This is a genomic window from Mesonia algae (assembly GCF_003253545.1).
GTDB classification, from domain to species: Bacteria; Bacteroidota; Bacteroidia; order Flavobacteriales; family Flavobacteriaceae; genus Mesonia; species Mesonia algae.
This window is the reverse complement of sequence record NZ_QKYV01000001.1, coordinates 96,770-113,628: the sequence shown is the minus strand read 5'-3', so window position 1 is coordinate 113,628 and position 16,859 is coordinate 96,770. Positions and strand designations below refer to the sequence as shown.

Below are 16,859 nucleotides of genomic sequence, written 5' to 3'. Positions count from 1 at the left end.
ATTTATGAAAATACTAATTACAGGTTCGCAAGGATTTATAGGAAAAAACTTAGTAGCAGAACTTAATAACATTAAAGAAAAGAAATCTACATGTGCACATATCAGTTCTGAACTTAGCATACTTGAATTTAATAGAAATACCGATGTAAGTTTATTAGATGAATATTGCAAAGAAGCTAACTTTATTTTTCATTTGGCTGGAGTAAATAGGCCTAGGGAAGAAAAAGAATTTATGGAAGGAAATTATGGTTTTACAAAAGATTTACTTTCACTTTTAAAAAAACACCAAAATGCTTGCCCTATTATGATTTCATCTTCTATCCAAGCAACATTAGATAATCCTTATGGTAAATCTAAAAAGGCTGGAGAAGACTTACTTTTAAAATACAGCCAAGAAACTGGTGCTGAGCTTTTTATTTATCGATTTCCAAATGTTTTTGGTAAATGGTGTAGACCTAATTATAATAGTGCGGTAGCAACTTTTTGTCATAATATAACTCACGATTTACCCATACAAGTTAATAATCCAAATGTAGATATGACCTTAGTGTATATTGATGATGTGGTGAAAGAGTTACTTAACTGTTTAAATATTTCAGAAAATAAAACTGAAAATTACTACAAGGTTTCTAGCGAACGTAAAATTAAATTAGGTAGCATAGTAGAATTAATAGAATCCTTTAAAGAAAGTCGAAAAACTTTACAGGTTCCTAAATTTTCAGATCCTTTCACCAAAAAACTTTATTCTACTTATTTAAGTTACTTGCCAGAAGATCAGTTTTCCTATCCTCTAAAGATGAATATAGATGAAAGAGGTTCTTTTACCGAGTTTATAAAGTCATCAGATCGAGGACAAGTATCTGTTAATATCTCTAAACCAGGAATTACAAAGGGCAATCATTGGCATCATACCAAAAATGAGAAGTTTTTAGTAGTTTCAGGAAAAGGTGCCATACGTTTTAGAAGAGTAGATGAACCATCTAAGGTGATTGAATATTTTGTTTCGGGCAACAAGTTAGAGGTTTTAGATATTCCGGTTGGCTATACACACAATATTGAAAATTTGGGAGAATCAGATATGGTTACCGTAATGTGGGTCAATGAAATTTTTGACCCTAAGCGTCCAGATACTTATTTTGAAGTGGTCTAATAGCTAGTTGTATATGAGAGAGCCTCAAATTATCAAAGGAAATAATCATCGCGACGATCGAGGGGAAATTCAATTCAATAACAAGTTTAATGCAATAGAGGTAAAACGCATATATACGATTGAAAATAAAGAACTGGAATTCATTCGGGCTTGGCAAGGACATAAAATTGAAAAAAGATGGTTTAGCGTTATACAGGGAAATTTTGAAATAAAATTAGTCAGAATTAATAATTGGCAAGAGCCAGACCCTAAGTCCGAAATTATCACATTTCAAATTGATGATAAAGGACTTCATATTTTATATGTCCCCCCAGGATTTGTAACGAGTATACAAGCATTAGTAGAAAATTCTAAATTATTGGCCATGTCAGATTATATGCTTGGAGAGGTCAATGATGAATATAGATTTAATGAAAATTATTTTACAAAATTATAAAACATGGAGAAATTAAAAGTGATCACCGTTGTAGGAACTCGACCAGAAATTATAAGACTTTCAAGAGTTTTATTGGCATTGGATTCTTCTGAGGCCATAGAGCATATCCTAGTACATACCGGTCAAAATTATGATTATGAATTAAATGAAGTATTTTTTGAAGATCTCGGCATACGTAAACCCAATCATTTTTTGAATGCTGCAGGTTCTAATGCAACCACAACCGCAGGTCAAATTTTAATAAATATAAACCCTATTTTAGAGGAAATACAACCGGATGCATTTTTAGTTTTAGGAGATACCAACTCTTGTTTGTGTGCAATTGCAGCCAAGAAAAGAAAAATTCCAATTTTCCACATGGAAGCAGGAAACAGATGTTTTGATCAGAGGGTGCCAGAAGAGACCAATAGGAAAATAGTTGATCATACCGCAGATGTAAATTTAACCTATAGTGATATTGCTCGTGAATATTTATTAAGAGAAGGTTTGCCTTCAGATCGTGTGATCAAAACAGGTTCACCAATGTTTGAGGTATTAAATTATTATTTACCTCAAATTAAAAGATCAAGGGTGTTAAATAAATTAGAGTTAGAACAAGGAAAATATTTTGTGGTTTCTGCCCATCGGGAAGAAAATATTAGTTCTGATAAAAATTTTAAAGGTCTTATGGAAAGCTTAAATATAATAGCAGAAAAATATGGATATCCTGTTATCGTTTCTACACATCCAAGAACGAGGAAAATGCTTGAAAAGAAAAAGATGGAGACACATAATAATATCAAGTTTTTAAAGCCTTTAGGTTTTCATGATTATAATGCCTTGCAAATGAATTCATTTGCAGCTCTTTCCGATTCTGGTACCATCAGTGAAGAATCTTCTATATTAAACTTTAGAGCACTTAACATACGAGAAGCTCACGAACGTCCTGAGGCTATGGAAGAGACCTCGGTTATGATGGTGGGTATGAATGCAGAAAGAATACTTCAAGGCTTGGTGCAATTAGAAAGGCAAAAAATAGAAGGTGAACGCAACTTTAGGGAGGTAGCGGATTATAGTATGCCTAACGTTTCTGAAAAAGTGGTTCGCATTATTATTAGTTATACAGATTATATTAATCGGGTAGTTTGGAGTAAATAATATGAAATTTCATTTTCATTGAGTTAAGTCCAAATTCTTATTTATCCTAGAAAAAGTCAAAACCAGTTATGACCCTAAAAGTCATTATAATATATTAAATAAATTCTTATTAATATTTGGAGATTCAAAGATTAATTAAAAATATTGGTTATTATTGCTTCAAGAGATCCTCTTTTCATTAGTGAGTTTGAAATGAATTCGAAAAAACATTATTAATAAATATTACTTTATCTTGGCAAGATTTAAAAAAGTAAATATTCAAGTTTTTTTTAATAAACAATTTATTTCCAATTTCGCATAATAACATAGTTATTTGACAAATATAACTATGGTCTTTAAGAGCTAATTTCAATTTTTTAAGTATATTAAGCTAAGTTGATAACTTATGAAAATAAATAATATAAAACCTTATATTGGGCGAAATATTTTAAATGCAAAGGGTTGGAAAACTAGGCGTAAAATAGTGGTAATTGAATCTGATGACTGGGGAAGTATTCGAATTCCTTCAAAAGAATCAATTGAGACTTTAAAAAGAAAGGGTTTTAAAGTAGATCGATGTCCTTATATGCAAAATGACAGTATAGAAAGTGACGAAGATTTAGAATCGTTGTTTTGCTGTTTGGAAAATCGGAAAAAGAAGCCAGTAATAACTGCCAATTTTTTAACAGCTAATCCTGATTTTGATAAAATTAGGGAGTCCAACTTTCAAAAATATTATAATGAAACTCTGGATGATACATTAAAGAAATATACTGGTCGAGAAAATGTAAAGAAACTTTGGCAAGAAGGAATTGATAATAAAATATTCATTCCTCAATTACACGGTAGAGAACATTTAAATATTGATGCTTGGATGCACGATCTGCAAAAGGGTAATAAAGAAACCCTTGAAGCATTTAAACTTAATATTTTTGGTGTAAGTGCTAACATTGTTACAGAATCAAGAGATAGTTATCAAGCTGCTTTTGGAATATCTAAAGGAGGTTATAGTTATAGTTATAAAAATATTCTTAGCGAAGCTTATAATCAATTTCATAAACTTTTTGGTTTTGCATCAAAAACATTTATTGCACCAAATTATACTTGGGATGAGGAAATAGAAAACTATTTAGCTGAACTGGGTGTTACACACATTCAGGGAGTTAGTGCACAAAGAGTGCCTAATCATTCAAAAGATTCTCTAATAATAAAAAGAAATTATTTAGGTAAGACCAATCAAAGTGGGCAAAAATATCTAATAAGAAATGTTGTTTTCGAACCTTTTTCTAATGCAACTAAAGATTGGGTAGGCTTGAGTCTTAAGGAAATTGAAAATTCATTTTTTTGGAACAAACCTGCTATTATTTCAATACACAGGGTAAATTTTATTGGCAGTATAAACGCTAACAACAGAAAGCTAAATCTGGCACTATTTAATGAGTTATTAGATGAAATTGAAAAAAGGTGGCCAGAAGTAGAGTATTTATCATCTAATGAATTAGCTAAATTAATCTAAATGAAAGTTTTTATTACAGGTGATTACTGTCCAATTAATCGAGCAGATTTAAGTCTAGATACGTCTAAAAAAATATTAAAGGATGACTTTAAAGTGCTTTTGAATGAAGCAGATTTTAGATTGACTAACTTGGAGTGTCCTCTAACTTCACATGATAATGCGATAATTAAATCGGGACCTTCTTTAAAAGCAGATCCAATTAATATTTTATTTCTCAAAGAAAACAAGTTTGATATAGTTACACTCGCTAATAATCATATTATGGATTATGGGAGTGCCGGTTTAAAAGAAACTCTAATACATTTAGATGATAATAATATCGAGTATGTTGGAGCGGGTAAAATTAATACAGAAAGAGATATTATTTATAAAATTAAAAATGACGTTAAGTTAGCAATTATCAATGTTTGTGAGAACGAGTGGTCTACTAAAAATAGAGAGGGGTTTAAAGCCAGTGGGTTTTCGGAAATGGACATGTTTTATTTAATTAGCAAAGCAAAGAGAAAAGCCGATAAAGTAATTGTAATTCATCATGGGGGCCATGAAATGTACAATTTGCCAAGCCCCAGACTTAAAAAAACATTTCGCTACTTTATTGATTGTGGTGCTGATGCTGTAGTGAACCATCATACACATTGTATAGGAGGAGAAGAGGTTTATAAAAATGCTCCAATATTTTACTCTTTAGGTAATTTTATTTTTGATAATCCTAAACAAAGAAATACAATTTGGAATTATGGTATGGCCGTCACCTTGAGCATATCAAAAGAAAAAATTACTTACAAAAAGCATTATTTCGAACAATTTAATCGAGATGCGGTAATTCAAGATATTGATGAGCGGAACTTACCTTATAATATTGAAAATTTAAATAGAATTATAAAGAATGATTCGACCTTAAATGAAAAATTTGATGATTTTGTAAATCGGAAGCAGGCATTATATAATGCTTATATAGAACCAGTAAAATCCAGATATATATTAGGGTTAATTAATAAAGGCTTTTTGCCAAGTTTCTGGAATAAAAGAAAGAAGATAATTTTAAGCAACCTTATTTCTTGTGAGTCGCACAGAGAAATATTATCTAATATATTGAATCGTAAAATTGATTAAATGTTAAAATATTCATTAAGAAAATTAGAACTCAGAACAATCATGAAAGAATGAATATAGCTATTCATAATAGCAAGAGAGGGTTTCATCAACATTGGGTATCTTACTGTAAAAGTAATAACATCCCGTATAAATTAGTGAACTGCTATGAATCTGATATTATTCGACAACTAAAAGGTTGTGACGCTTTACTTTGGCATCATCACCATAACGGTATAAAAGACGTTTTGTTTGCAAAGCAATTACTTTTTGCTTTGCAGAAATCGGGAATCATTGTTTTTCCTAATTTCGATACAGGATGGCATTTTGATGATAAAGTGGGTCAGAAATACCTCTTAGAGGCTCTAGGTCTGCCCTCAATTAATTCTTATGTCTTTTATGAGAAGAGAGATGCTGTTCGTTGGGCAAATAGTACAAATTTTCCAAAAGTATGGAAACTTAGAGGAGGGGCTGGCTCATCTAACGTGGATTTGGTTCAAAATAGAAAAGAGGCTCTTTCAAAAATACAAAAGGCATTTGGAAGTGGTTTTGAAAGTTATAATAGTGTTTCAGCATTGAGAGAGAGGTACAGGAAATATAAAAATAAAAAGACAACGCTTAAGGAGGTGTTTAAAAGTTTTTTAAGAATTTTTTCTCCCCCTAAATACTCTAAAGTTTTAGGAAAACAGATAGGGTATATTTATTTTCAAGATTTCATTCCAAACAATGATTCAGATTTTAGAGTGATAGTTATAGGCGGCAGAGCGATAGCTATTAAAAGAATGGTTAGAGATGGGGACTTCAAAGCTTCAGGCAGTGGTCATTTTTTATATGATGTTGAATTGTTCGATAGAGGTTTGATAGAGAAAGCTTTTGATTCCGTAAAAAAACTGGGTTCTGAATGTTGTGCATTTGATTTTGTTTACCTTGATGGGGTGCCGCTTATTGTAGAAATAAGTTATGGTTTTGCTTCATCAGGTTATGACGCCTGTCCTGGTTATTGGGATTCTAATCTAAACTTTCACTTTGATGAGGTAAACCCCTATAATTGGATTGTTGATGATATTATAAAAAAAATAGCTGTTGGTTAAGAGTGTCTATAAAAACTTAGCTTTCATAGTCGTTTCTCTTGAATCAGGAGGAACGGAAAACTACCTATTGCGTTTTTTAACCTATTTGCAGGGAGAAAACCCTAACATGAAGATTACGATTATCTGTAAAGGAGGGAAAACAGGCTCACTGTTACCAGAATATGAAAAGTTAAAAGTCAACATTGAGGTATTAAAATTAGGCTATATCAACTGGCGAAATATTAAAAAATTAAAAAACAAGCTTAATCATGATTATGATGTAGTTTGCGATTTAACAGGGAATTTTGCAGGTATAAGCATGCTGGTAGGAAAATGGAATAATATCTCCAAAAGGATTTCTTTTTACAGGGCATCGACTAATCATTTTAGTCCTACAATTTTTAATTTAGCCTATAATAAATTAATGAACAGGCTGGTAAGAAAATATGCAACCGTTATTTTGTCAAATTCGACTGCCGCATTCAAATATTTTCATCCTAGTCTATATAAAAAGGATCAACGCTTTAAGGTAATTAAGAATGGAGTGTATGTAGACGTATTTTCTAAATCATTGAATAAAGCAGCTTTAAGGAAAAAATATGGTTTGCCTCTAGAAACTATTCTTGTGGGACATGTAGGAAGGTTAAATGCTGCCAAAAATTTTGAAACTTTTTTTAAGGTCATTCAACATTTTAAAACTAAAATAGAACATAAAAAACCTGTTCAATTTGTTTTCTGTGGAAGGGGTACAGATACTGAAGCCTTTAAAGACCGATTGGAGAACTTCAAAATAAAAGAATATTGTTTTAGTTTAGGTCAACAAGAGAAAGTTTATGAAGTGTTACAATGTTATGATCTTTTCTATTTTCCTTCAGTAACTGAGGGGCAGCCCAATGCCTTAATTGAAGCTATGATAAGTGGATTACCTTTTGTAGCATCCAATATAGCAGCAATTAAAGAATCTGTGCCTAAAGAAGCTTATGGTCAATTGGTAGACCCTTTAGATGTAGGTGGAAGTGCAGTAAAGATTTTAAACACGATAAATGCCTCTCATCCTTTAACATTCCAAAACTGGGCAATCACTGAGTATGAAGCAAAAAAACGATTCGAGGACTTTAAAAAAGTGCTCTTAGATTAAGAAATTTTCTATGAACGCAACATTAGTGATAGAACATCGATTTAGAAGAGATCGTGAAGGTAAAATTTATGCATCAAGTAATAGTGTGAATACCTTATTATGGGATCGCTATTTAGAAATATTTGACCACTTAACCGTGTTTGCGAGAATAAAAGAAGTTAATGAAATTATTAGCGAAGAATACTTGGTTTCTCATGATAAAGTTACTTTTCAACCTATTCCCTATTATGTAGGTCCTAAGCAATTTATTAAACAGTATTTTAAAATCAATAAAATAATAGAAGCCCAAGTAGTTAATAATCATGCGTATATTTGTAGGCTGCCAAGTATTTTAGGAGCAATTTTAATAAAGAAATTAAAGAAGAATAGAATTCCTTATGTAGTAGAGTTAGTAGGAGATCCTTGGGAAGTTTTTGCGCCAGGATCATTGAAAAATTCTTTAGCATTTATTCATCGTTATCGAAGTTATTTATCGCTGAAGAAAAATGTAAAAACGGCTTCAGGAGTTGTGTATGTTACCGAAAAAAAGCTGCAACAGCGCTATCCCGCAGGTAAGGAATCGATTGCCGTACATGCTAGCAATGTAGTGTTAAAGAAAGAAGCAATAGCAAAAGAACCAAAAAGGTACCCCCATAAAATAAATCATCTAAAAATGCTTTCTATAGGATCTTTAGAGCAACTATATAAATCACCTGATGTGGTGTTGAAAGCGCTGGAGCTATTAAAAAAACAAGGCGTCAATTTTAAATTAACGTGGTTAGGCGACGGTATCCATAAAAAGGAAATGCAAGATTTAGCAGAATCACTCGAGATTGCTGAATATGTAGAATTTAAAGGTAATGTTATTGCAGATGAAGTATTGAAAGAACTAAATCAAGCAGATTTATACATTCACGTTTCTAGAACGGAGGGTTTGCCGAGAGCAATTATTGAAGCAATGGCTCAAGGCTTACCCAGCATTGGGACAAGGGTAGGAGGTATTCCTGAACTTTTAGGAGAAGAATTGCTTATTAATAAAAATGATGTAAATGCACTTGTCGAAAGAATTTTGTATGCTTTAAATCATCCTGAATTTATGGAACGAATGGGTAAAATAAATTTGAATAAAGCGAAGGAATATGAATATAGCATTCTTGCACAACGAAGAAATAGGGTGTATAATCATCTTAAAAAATTAGTGGAATGAAAAAAGTACTCATAGTACCTTCAAATACAGATTTAAATAGGGGAGACCAATCCTTAACTTGGGCAAGTATCACCATTGCAAAAGAAGTTTTTAATGAGGAGGTAAGCATTTTTTTATACAGAACAAAAGGAAAGCTTGCTGAAAAAACAAAAACAAATCATCAAACGGAGAAGTTAGGATATCCCTTTCTAACGAGGATTTTGTCTCATCCACGCAGAGATGATACTAATAATGAAGTAAGTTTTTCAAAACTGATATTAATCAAATGGGGTTTCCGAGCTTTGTTTGATTTGGTGGGGACTTTTTTACTACTGTCAAGGTTTAAGCTAATCAATAAATTGGGAATTCAGTTTTTAAACAAAGAACAAAGATACACCTACCATTCTTTTAAAGATTTGGATGCCTTGTTTGTTAAAGGAGGGGGATTTCTGCATAGTTACGGAAGTTTGGTAGATCCTTATATTATGTACTTTCAGCTGTTTGACGTCTTCTTAGCTAAAAAATATAAAGTACCCGTATTTATTCTACCTAATTCTATAGGGCCTTTAAAAAATGGTTTTGCCAAAAAGATTGTACTTGCTGCATTAAAGTATGCTAAGGTGGTTTATGTTAGGGAAAGCACTTCTTTAGAATATTTAAAAACACAAGATATTCGAGCTTTAAAATCCCCAGATTTGGGCTTTTACTTAAAACCGAGTAAGCAAGATTTTAAAAGTTACCTAAAAGAAAAAGGTGTTCTATTAGATGACAAAAAGTGTGTGGCAATAACCCTGCGACCATACAGGTTTGATGGAAGCCCAAATGCAGATCAACTCTATGAGAATTACCTTACTCAAATTAAGGAGTATATAGAGAACTTGCTGACGAATGATATAAGTGTTACATTGATGGCTCACACCCTCGGCCCTAGTGCACACGAAGACGATACCATTCCTTTAAAAGAGATATATAATGCGATAGAGGCTCATAAAGATTTTATTTATTTACACGATCGAAATTTAAATTCAGAAGATTTGGAAAAAATATATTCTTATTACGATTTAGTGGTAGGAACCAGGTTCCACTCTGTGATATTCTCGTTAAACGTCAATACGCCAGCATTAGCTATTGCTTACGGTGGTAATAAAGCAGTTGGGATTATGAATGATATGGACTTAAGTGACTTTGTAGTGCCTATAGAAAATCCAGAAGCTACTAGGCTAATAAATCTTTCTTATACTATTTTGAATCATACAGAAGAATATATTTCTAAAATAGAGAAATATAAAGTAAGGCTTCTACATGAAAAAGAGGTATTGGTTAATCAAATTAAAGGATTCTATAACGATTAGGTTATGTCTAGAAGAATAAAAAATATCATTGCGGTTGTTTTTTCGCTTATTAGGTTTTCTTTACTGAAAATCATACACGGGAATCGTTTTTGTTTTAAGGGTATACAAAGATTTTCACCGCAAACTCAATTATTTTTTTTAAACAAGGGTAAAATATTATTGGGAAATAAAGTACGAGTACATACAGGAACAAAAATCCGTGCGATTTCTGGAGGTGTGGTAGAAATTGGAACTAATGCAACCTTTAATTATAACTGTATGATTGTTGCCTTAAAAAATATAAAAATAGGAGCGGGTGTCGAGTTTGGACCAAATGTTTTAGTGTATGACCATGATCATGATTTTAGAGCTAAAGGCGGACTAAAAGCTAATAAATATAAATACGGAAGTGTAGAAATAGGAGATAATTCTTGGGTTGGGGCTAATACCATTATTTTAAGAGGAACTAAACTGGGAAAGAATTGCGTGGTAGGCGCTGGATGTGTCATTAGTGGGGAGTTCCCAGATAACTCAATAATAACTCAAAAACGAGAAACTACAGTAAGAAGCGTATAAATAAATGAAGAAGAAAATATTATATACAGCATCAACAGATATTCATTTAATGAATTTTCATGTTCCTTACATAAAGCTGTTATCCGAACGTGGATATGAAGTTCATGTGGCCTGTAATGGAAACCGTAAAATTCCTTACGCTACCAAACAATATAGGATTGCTTTCCAAAGATCGCCTCTCGCAAAAAAAAACATAGAGGCTTATAAAACTCTAAAAGAGCTTATTGTAGAAAATGGGTATGCTTTAATTCATTGTCACACGCCAACTTGCGGTGTTATAACTAGGTTAGCAGCTAGAAAAGCAAGAAAAAAAGATACAAAGGTAGTGTATACTGCCCATGGTTTTCATTTTTATAAAGGGGCATCAAAAAAAAACTGGGTAATATTTTATCCAGTAGAAGTACTGCTTTCTTACATCACCGATGGTATTATAACTATGAATGAAGAGGACTTTAAGCGATTATCTACTTCTGCATTTAAGACTAAAAATAAGTATCTTATAAACGGGATAGGAGTGAATCCTGAACGTTTAAAATTTGATACCCATGAACTTGTAGATTTAAAAGAGGAATTACAACTGCGGCCTCAAGATGTTGTTGTCCTTTATATCGCTGAATTTATACCCCGTAAAAATCATCAGTTCATTTTTAATCAGTTGAGAGCGATAATTGATCAACATAAGAATGTAAAGTTTTTATTTGCAGGAGGTTTTGCCTCAGAAAAAATAAAATTAGAAGAGCAAGCGGTAAGAGAAAACATACTTGATCATATTAAATTTTTAGGGTATCGTGATGATATAGGTAAAATTATAACTTTGGCAGATATAGGAATCTCATCGAGTATTGCAGAAGGTTTACCTATTGGTGTTTTAGAATTGATGTATAATAACATCCCAGTAGTAGCCTCAAATATTAGAGGTCACGAAGATATCATTTGTGATGGGAATAATGGTTATTTGTTTAATTTTGATACAGGAGAAAAATTTAAAAATGTGGTGGTTAAACTTATTGCAAATAATGAATTTAGAAAAGAGTTAGGCAAGAAAGCAAAAAGTTCTATAACTAAATTTTTGTTGCCTCCAGCAGTAGATAGGATGTCGAATATATATGATGATTTTTTGAATTGAGATGAAACAAATAATAGCAAATTACTTAAAAAACATTTCTGGGTGGCGAACCCACCGTAAATTGGTGATTCTCTCGGTTGACGATTATGGAAATGTAAGGCTTAATTCCAAATCGGCTTTGGGTAATTTGGAAAGTTCTCAACTCTCATTTAGTTCTCATTTTGATCGTTTAGATACTCTAGAAACTCGAGAAGATCTGGAAGCTTTATATGAAGTTTTATCTTCGGTAAAAGATAAAAATGGTCGATCTGCGGTGTTTACTCCATTTGCTTTGCCGTGTAATATTAATTTTGAGGTAATGGAAGAAAATGATTATCAAAAATATGAATATGAAATACTTCCAGAAACCTATAAAAAGCTAAGTGCTAAAGATCCAAAGGCTTATGAAGGAACTTGGAATCTTTGGCAAGAAGGTATAGAAAAAGGTTTGATGAAACCTCAATTTCACGGACGTGAACATTTTAACTTAACTATCTTTAATGACTTGCTTGTTAAGCGTAGTGATAATCTAATAAAGCTTTTAAAGCAAAACTCTTACGTATCCATACCCGAACATAAGGTTTATAGGCAGGGTTGGACTGCTGCCTACTCTTTTGAAGAACTCGGAGAAACTGAAGACTTTTTAAGTAATGTGGAAGATGGCTTAAAAGCCTTTAAAAAAGTATATGGCTATACTCCTTCAGTATTTACGCCTCCAGCCCAACAATTCCCTTTACATTTAGAGAATGAATTGGAAAGTTTAGGTTTAAAGTATTTGGACAGACCCCGCAGTCTGAAAAGACATCTCGGAAATGGAGAATATCAAATAGAGAAACACAGTTTAGGGGATGGAGATGTGATGACAGAGCTTGTACGTAACGTTGTTTTTGAACCTACTACCTCTCGGGTTTCAGATTGGGTACATTATAGTTTTAAACAAGTTGAAGCTGCATTTCACATGAAAAAACCTGCGAATATAAGTTCACATAGAGTAAATTTTTGTGGACACATTGATGAAAATAATAGAAAAGTTGGCTTAGCAGCCTTAAAGCAATTATTAAACAAAATTGTAAAACGTTGGCCAGAAGTAGAGTTTATAAGTGCAGAGGACTTGGGAGACGCAATTCATAAAACAAAATAACCATGCTAAGAACGATCTATTTAGGGTATTATTTAAAGCAGATGAACTGGTCTTTGCTAAAAGAGTTTCTTGCGTATGCATCAAAAAATTCAGGGAGATCTAAAGCTTTCCTGATGAAGGAAAGTATTCAAGCCGTATACCAATACAATATTTCTATTTTAGAATATTTTCAATTTGGGTTTTATAATAAAGCCAAAGAAGAAAAAGAAATGTGGGCAGGTACGGGTACTATGTACGAGTTTCAGAAAATTGCGAATCCAACAAATCAGCGTAATATTTTGGATGACAAACGCTTGTTCTATACTACCTATAAGGAGTTTTTTGTTCATAAGATGTACATCTTAGAGGAGTTACAAACAAATTCAGGAATTATCGATACGCTACTTGCCAAAGAAAAAATAGTACTAAAAGAAGCTAGTGGTAAATGTGGGGCAGGGGTTAAAATTTACACTACAAGAGATCTAACACGTGAAAGTCTCATCAGTTTGATGGAGAAAGGCAAGTTTGATATTTTAGAAACTTATATTAAACAGCATTCCAAAATTCAAGAATTATCACCGTCTGCAGTGAATACCATTCGTATTTTTACACAAATTCGCAAAGATGGACAGTATGAGGTATTAGGGTGCAGGATGCGTATTTCCGTAGACTGTGAAGTAGATAATTTAGCAGCTGGAAACTTAGCCGCTCCTATTGATGAAAAAACAGGGATAATTAATGGAGCAGGGGTGTACTCTAACATTACCAAAGCTCCGGAAGTAATTCACCCTATAACGGGAACCTCTATCGTAAGTTTCCAAATTCCATATTGGGATGAAATTTTGATTATGGTGAAACGGGCATCCCTCAAACATCCACAGAACCGATCTATAGGTTGGGATGTTGTGGTGACCGAAAATGGACCTGGGCTTATTGAAGGGAATCACGATTGGTGTAAACTCGTATGGCAATTACCCGTGAATAAAGGATTGAAAAATAAATTGGATGTATAAACATTTTTTAAAACCTTTTATTGATTTTTTGGTTGCCCTTTTAGGGTTGATCTGTTTAAGTCCAGTGCTTATTTTTATAGGAATAGCTCTTGCTTTTCAAAATAAGGGAACTCCTTTCTTTTTTCAAACCCGTCCGGGAAAAGATCAAAAAGCGTTTCAAATCATCAAGTTTAAAACGATGACCGATGAAAAAAATGCCCAAGGCAATTTATTGCCAGATGTAGAACGCGTAACAAAATTAGGGAAGAGCATAAGGAAATTATCCCTAGATGAGTTACCGCAGCTAATTAACGTACTTAAGGGAGATATGAGCTTAATAGGGCCTCGGCCTTTATTATTTAAATATATTCCTTTATTTTCCAAAGAACAATTACGAAGACACGAGGTAAAGCCTGGGATTACTGGCTGGGCACAAGTCAACGGAAGAAACTCAATTTCATGGACAAGAAAGTTTGAATTGGATATAGAATATGTAAAGGAGTTAAACTTTCTATTGGATATAAAAATTATTTATTTAACCTTTTTCAAAGTGGTCAAAAAAGAAGGGGTAAATCAGCAAGGGGATCGACCTATGCAACCTTTTAATGGTAAAAATTAATAGTATGGCAATTACAATTTTAATAAATGGTGTAGGAGGGCCTACTCCTAGAAGTATCGCAAGATCATTACACCGTTATGGCAAGCAAGAAGTACGCTTAATAGGGACAGATATTAACCCTTTGGCATATGGTTTATATGAAACAGATTTGTACCATAAAACCTATGTCATACCTCCTGCAGGAGATCCAGACTATTGGTCAGCACTAGAAAAAATTGTAGAAGAGCATGATATAGATCTGGCTCTTGTTCAGCCAGAGTTAGAAGTTTTAGAGTGGTCTCGCCACAAATCAGCAGGTAAAGAATGGCCATGTAAAACCTTGCTACCCGATCATGAAATCGTAAAGTATTTGGTAGATAAATCTTTAATGACTGCATGGTTAAAAGAAACTGATTTGGTGCCTAATTCATTAGATATCTCTCCCAATGAATTAGACTTTAAGACTATAGAAAAAAAATTAGGTTATCCTTTTTGGATTCGCTCTACTTCTGGGTCTAGTGGTCTAGGTTCTTTAAAGGTAGAAGATCAAAACAGCTTAAAAAATTGGATTACCATTAATCCCGAGGTGGATCAATTTATAGGAAGCACTTTTTTGCCAGGAAGAAACTTAGCATGTAAGCTGTTATTTCATGAGGGGAAACTTTTAAGGGCAGCTTCAGGAGAAAGAGTAAATTATATTATGAGTAAAGTGGCACCATCGGGTATTACGGGTAATACTTCTTTTGGAAGGTTATTAAACGAACCTAAATTAGTAGAGCGTTCAGAGAGAGCGTTACGTATTATAGAAGAAAAATCAGGTAAAATTTTACACGGTTTTTTTACAGCCGATTTTAAGGAAGATAATGAAGGTAAAGCTTATCTCACCGAAATAAATGTGCGTATGGTAGCATTTAATATGTTATTTGCGGCAGGCGGAGCTAATTTTAGTGAAGATATAGTCAACTTGCTTACTAATATAAGTAACTTCGATATGAACTATAAAATGTATGAATTTGAAGATGATCTTATCTTTTTAAGAGATGTAGATGCAGAGCCTATTTTAATGAAAGAAACAGATTTACTTAAGAAAGGATGATCGATGTATTTCTTACAAAATAACACCCAATATGAAAAACTTCTTATTTCTTTTACTATTCCTGTTCAGCTCGTTAATCCCGAGCTTCTCTGCGGCCACATTACCTAAACAGGTTGAGCGAATACAACCTCTTACAGAAGTAGTCTATGTGACCAAAACAGGAAAGAAATTTCATAAGAGTAGCTGTCGGTATTTAAAAAGCAGCAAGATCAAAACTTCTAAAGCTGAAGCTAAAGAAGCGGGGTATACGGCTTGTAAGGCGTGTAAGCCGTAAGGATGGGTTTAGGTCCAAGAAAAAATTCTTTAAAAAGGAATTCAAGGTGTTAAATAAAAAGATATTTCGACTGCGCTGCGCTCAATATGGCAGATTATTTTATGGCTGTCATTTCGATGGACGAAGGACTGAGAAATCTGTTTAAAAAGAACTTCAAGATATTAAGGAGAAAGATGCTTCATTCCGTTTCTCTCCATTCTGCCTGACAGTAGATGGTATCATTCCGCCAATTTTGTCATTTCGATAGTGTTAATTCAAAAATCACAATCAATTTTCGATAGGCCGTGTAATATTCATAATTATAGGAAACGACCTATCTAAAAATATATTGAAAATCAAAGAAGCAGCGAGGGCTAGAAAATGAAAAGCTCTTTGAGGCCGACTGATAAAGAGGATGAGTTCTTTTCATTTGTGGCTAGGGATTCCGGAGTATTTTTTTTAGATTTTTAGTCAGTCTTTACTCCTGCCCGTACCGGTTGGGCGGGTTTGCTTCGTTTTATATCAAGATAAAATGAAGAGGTGTTTTATTATATACAAGATATTTCGACTTCGCTTCGCTGCGCTCAATATGACAGTAAGCGACTGTCATTCCGCCAATTTTGTTATTTCGATGGACGAATGCTTTTGTAAACGGAAGAGACGACCTATCTAAAAATATATTGAAAATCAAGGAAGCAGTGAGGGTAAGAAAATGAAAAGCTGTTTGAGGCCGACTGATAAGGAGGATGAGTTCTTTTCATTTGTGGCTGGGGATTCCGTAGTATTTTCTTATCGATTTTTAGTCAGTCTAGATTTTTGTTTCTTTTTAGCGATGAAAAAGAAAAAGACCTCTTCGATAGAAGATACACGAACTCCAATAAAATAGCAATACGTGAGCTAAACAAACCCGCCTGACGTACGGGCAGGAATCTAGACTGATTTTCCTGAACTTGAAAATCAGCTAAAAAACTTTAACCTGCAGATAGCAAATCGCTTCGTTGGGCTATCCTCCCATCCAAGGCTTAGTTTTTTCTTGATTTTACTACGCTTATGAAAAGTAGGCCATGTCTCTTATAATGTACAATTAAGGTCTCTTTAAATAATA

At 33.1% G+C, this 16,859-nt stretch carries 15 protein-coding genes; all 15 read left to right on the top strand.

All coding sequences use genetic code 11. From position 1 onward, the window contains the following. The first annotated feature begins 4 nt into the window (after positions 1-4). The 15 genes from LX95_RS00520 (at position 5) to LX95_RS14670 (ending at position 15,501) form a co-directional block, all read left to right on the top strand. Entirely contained in the window at positions 5-1,150 is a 1,146-nt protein-coding gene (locus LX95_RS00520) for a capsular polysaccharide biosynthesis protein CapF (protein ID WP_111539469.1), read from the top strand. 13 nt (positions 1,151-1,163) lie between these two features. After that, positions 1,164-1,586, top strand: coding sequence for a cupin domain-containing protein (locus LX95_RS00515; protein ID WP_111539468.1), 423 nt, complete (start codon positions 1,164-1,166; stop codon positions 1,584-1,586). A gap of 3 nt (positions 1,587-1,589) precedes the next feature. Beyond that, on the top strand, positions 1,590-2,723 hold the full coding sequence (gene wecB / locus LX95_RS00510; protein ID WP_111539467.1) for a non-hydrolyzing UDP-N-acetylglucosamine 2-epimerase: 1,134 nt from the start codon (positions 1,590-1,592) through the stop codon (positions 2,721-2,723). A 385-nt stretch (positions 2,724-3,108) separates the two neighbouring features. Next, entirely contained in the window at positions 3,109-4,218 is a 1,110-nt protein-coding gene (locus LX95_RS00505) for a hypothetical protein (protein WP_111539466.1), read from the top strand. Further along, a complete protein-coding gene (locus LX95_RS00500; protein WP_111539465.1) occupies positions 4,219-5,331 on the top strand; it encodes a CapA family protein in 1,113 nt (370 codons plus the stop codon). Positions 5,332-5,381: 50 nt separating this feature from the next. Further along, complete coding sequence (locus tag LX95_RS00495; RefSeq protein ID WP_111539464.1) at positions 5,382-6,401, top strand: ATP-grasp domain-containing protein; 1,020 nt, start codon at positions 5,382-5,384, stop codon at positions 6,399-6,401. A gap of 106 nt (positions 6,402-6,507) precedes the next feature. Then, on the top strand, positions 6,508-7,518 hold the full coding sequence (locus tag LX95_RS00490) for a glycosyltransferase (protein WP_146240722.1): 1,011 nt from the start codon (positions 6,508-6,510) through the stop codon (positions 7,516-7,518). A gap of 10 nt (positions 7,519-7,528) precedes the next feature. Then, positions 7,529-8,704: a glycosyltransferase family 4 protein gene (locus LX95_RS00485; protein WP_111539462.1), complete on the top strand. Its 1,176-nt coding sequence runs from the start codon at positions 7,529-7,531 to the stop codon at positions 8,702-8,704. After that, positions 8,701-10,035, top strand: coding sequence for a polysaccharide pyruvyl transferase family protein (locus tag LX95_RS00480; protein ID WP_111539461.1), 1,335 nt, complete (start codon positions 8,701-8,703; stop codon positions 10,033-10,035). The genes LX95_RS00485 and LX95_RS00480 overlap by 4 nt, the downstream gene beginning before the upstream one ends. Before the next feature lie 159 nt (positions 10,036-10,194). Then, positions 10,195-10,590 carry an acyltransferase gene (locus LX95_RS00475; protein WP_170116557.1) on the top strand — a complete coding sequence of 132 codons (396 nt, stop codon included), beginning with the start codon at positions 10,195-10,197 and terminating at the stop codon, positions 10,588-10,590. A gap of 4 nt (positions 10,591-10,594) precedes the next feature. Then, positions 10,595-11,716 carry a glycosyltransferase gene (locus LX95_RS00470; protein ID WP_111539459.1) on the top strand — a complete coding sequence of 374 codons (1,122 nt, stop codon included), beginning with the start codon at positions 10,595-10,597 and terminating at the stop codon, positions 11,714-11,716. Position 11,717: 1 nt separating this feature from the next. Further along, positions 11,718-12,836: a hypothetical protein gene (locus tag LX95_RS00465; RefSeq protein WP_211307628.1), complete on the top strand. Its 1,119-nt coding sequence runs from the start codon at positions 11,718-11,720 to the stop codon at positions 12,834-12,836. Positions 12,837-12,838: 2 nt separating this feature from the next. Then, entirely contained in the window at positions 12,839-13,828 is a 990-nt protein-coding gene (locus LX95_RS00460) for a sugar-transfer associated ATP-grasp domain-containing protein (RefSeq protein ID WP_111539458.1), read from the top strand. Beyond that, entirely contained in the window at positions 13,821-14,426 is a 606-nt protein-coding gene (locus LX95_RS00455) for a sugar transferase (protein ID WP_111539457.1), read from the top strand. Before LX95_RS00460 ends, LX95_RS00455 begins: the two co-directional genes overlap by 8 nt. Before the next feature lie 4 nt (positions 14,427-14,430). Further along, positions 14,431-15,501, top strand: a complete 1,071-nt coding sequence (locus LX95_RS14670) for an ATP-grasp domain-containing protein (protein WP_211307627.1) — start codon at positions 14,431-14,433, stop codon at positions 15,499-15,501. The last annotated feature ends 1,358 nt before the right edge of the window (positions 15,502-16,859 follow it).

What these genes read in the sequence shown, in the direction of transcription:
- LX95_RS14670 (WP_211307627.1), top strand. Translation starts at nt 14,431, where the DNA reads ATGGCAATTACAATTTTAATAAATGGTGTAGGAGGGCCTACTCCTAGA.
- LX95_RS00520 (WP_111539469.1), top strand. Translation starts at nt 5, where the DNA reads ATGAAAATACTAATTACAGGTTCGCAAGGATTTATAGGAAAAAACTTA.
- wecB (WP_111539467.1), top strand. Translation starts at nt 1,590, where the DNA reads ATGGAGAAATTAAAAGTGATCACCGTTGTAGGAACTCGACCAGAAATT.
- LX95_RS00505 (WP_111539466.1), top strand. Translation starts at nt 3,109, where the DNA reads ATGAAAATAAATAATATAAAACCTTATATTGGGCGAAATATTTTAAAT.
- LX95_RS00485 (WP_111539462.1), top strand. Translation starts at nt 7,529, where the DNA reads ATGAACGCAACATTAGTGATAGAACATCGATTTAGAAGAGATCGTGAA.
- LX95_RS00500 (WP_111539465.1), top strand. Translation starts at nt 4,219, where the DNA reads ATGAAAGTTTTTATTACAGGTGATTACTGTCCAATTAATCGAGCAGAT.
- LX95_RS00470 (WP_111539459.1), top strand. Translation starts at nt 10,595, where the DNA reads ATGAAGAAGAAAATATTATATACAGCATCAACAGATATTCATTTAATG.
- LX95_RS00465 (WP_211307628.1), top strand. Translation starts at nt 11,718, where the DNA reads ATGAAACAAATAATAGCAAATTACTTAAAAAACATTTCTGGGTGGCGA.
- LX95_RS00495 (WP_111539464.1), top strand. Translation starts at nt 5,382, where the DNA reads ATGAATATAGCTATTCATAATAGCAAGAGAGGGTTTCATCAACATTGG.
- LX95_RS00460 (WP_111539458.1), top strand. Translation starts at nt 12,839, where the DNA reads ATGCTAAGAACGATCTATTTAGGGTATTATTTAAAGCAGATGAACTGG.
- LX95_RS00480 (WP_111539461.1), top strand. Translation starts at nt 8,701, where the DNA reads ATGAAAAAAGTACTCATAGTACCTTCAAATACAGATTTAAATAGGGGA.
- LX95_RS00490 (WP_146240722.1), top strand. Translation starts at nt 6,508, where the DNA reads ATGAAGATTACGATTATCTGTAAAGGAGGGAAAACAGGCTCACTGTTA.
- LX95_RS00515 (WP_111539468.1), top strand. Translation starts at nt 1,164, where the DNA reads ATGAGAGAGCCTCAAATTATCAAAGGAAATAATCATCGCGACGATCGA.
- LX95_RS00455 (WP_111539457.1), top strand. Translation starts at nt 13,821, where the DNA reads ATGTATAAACATTTTTTAAAACCTTTTATTGATTTTTTGGTTGCCCTT.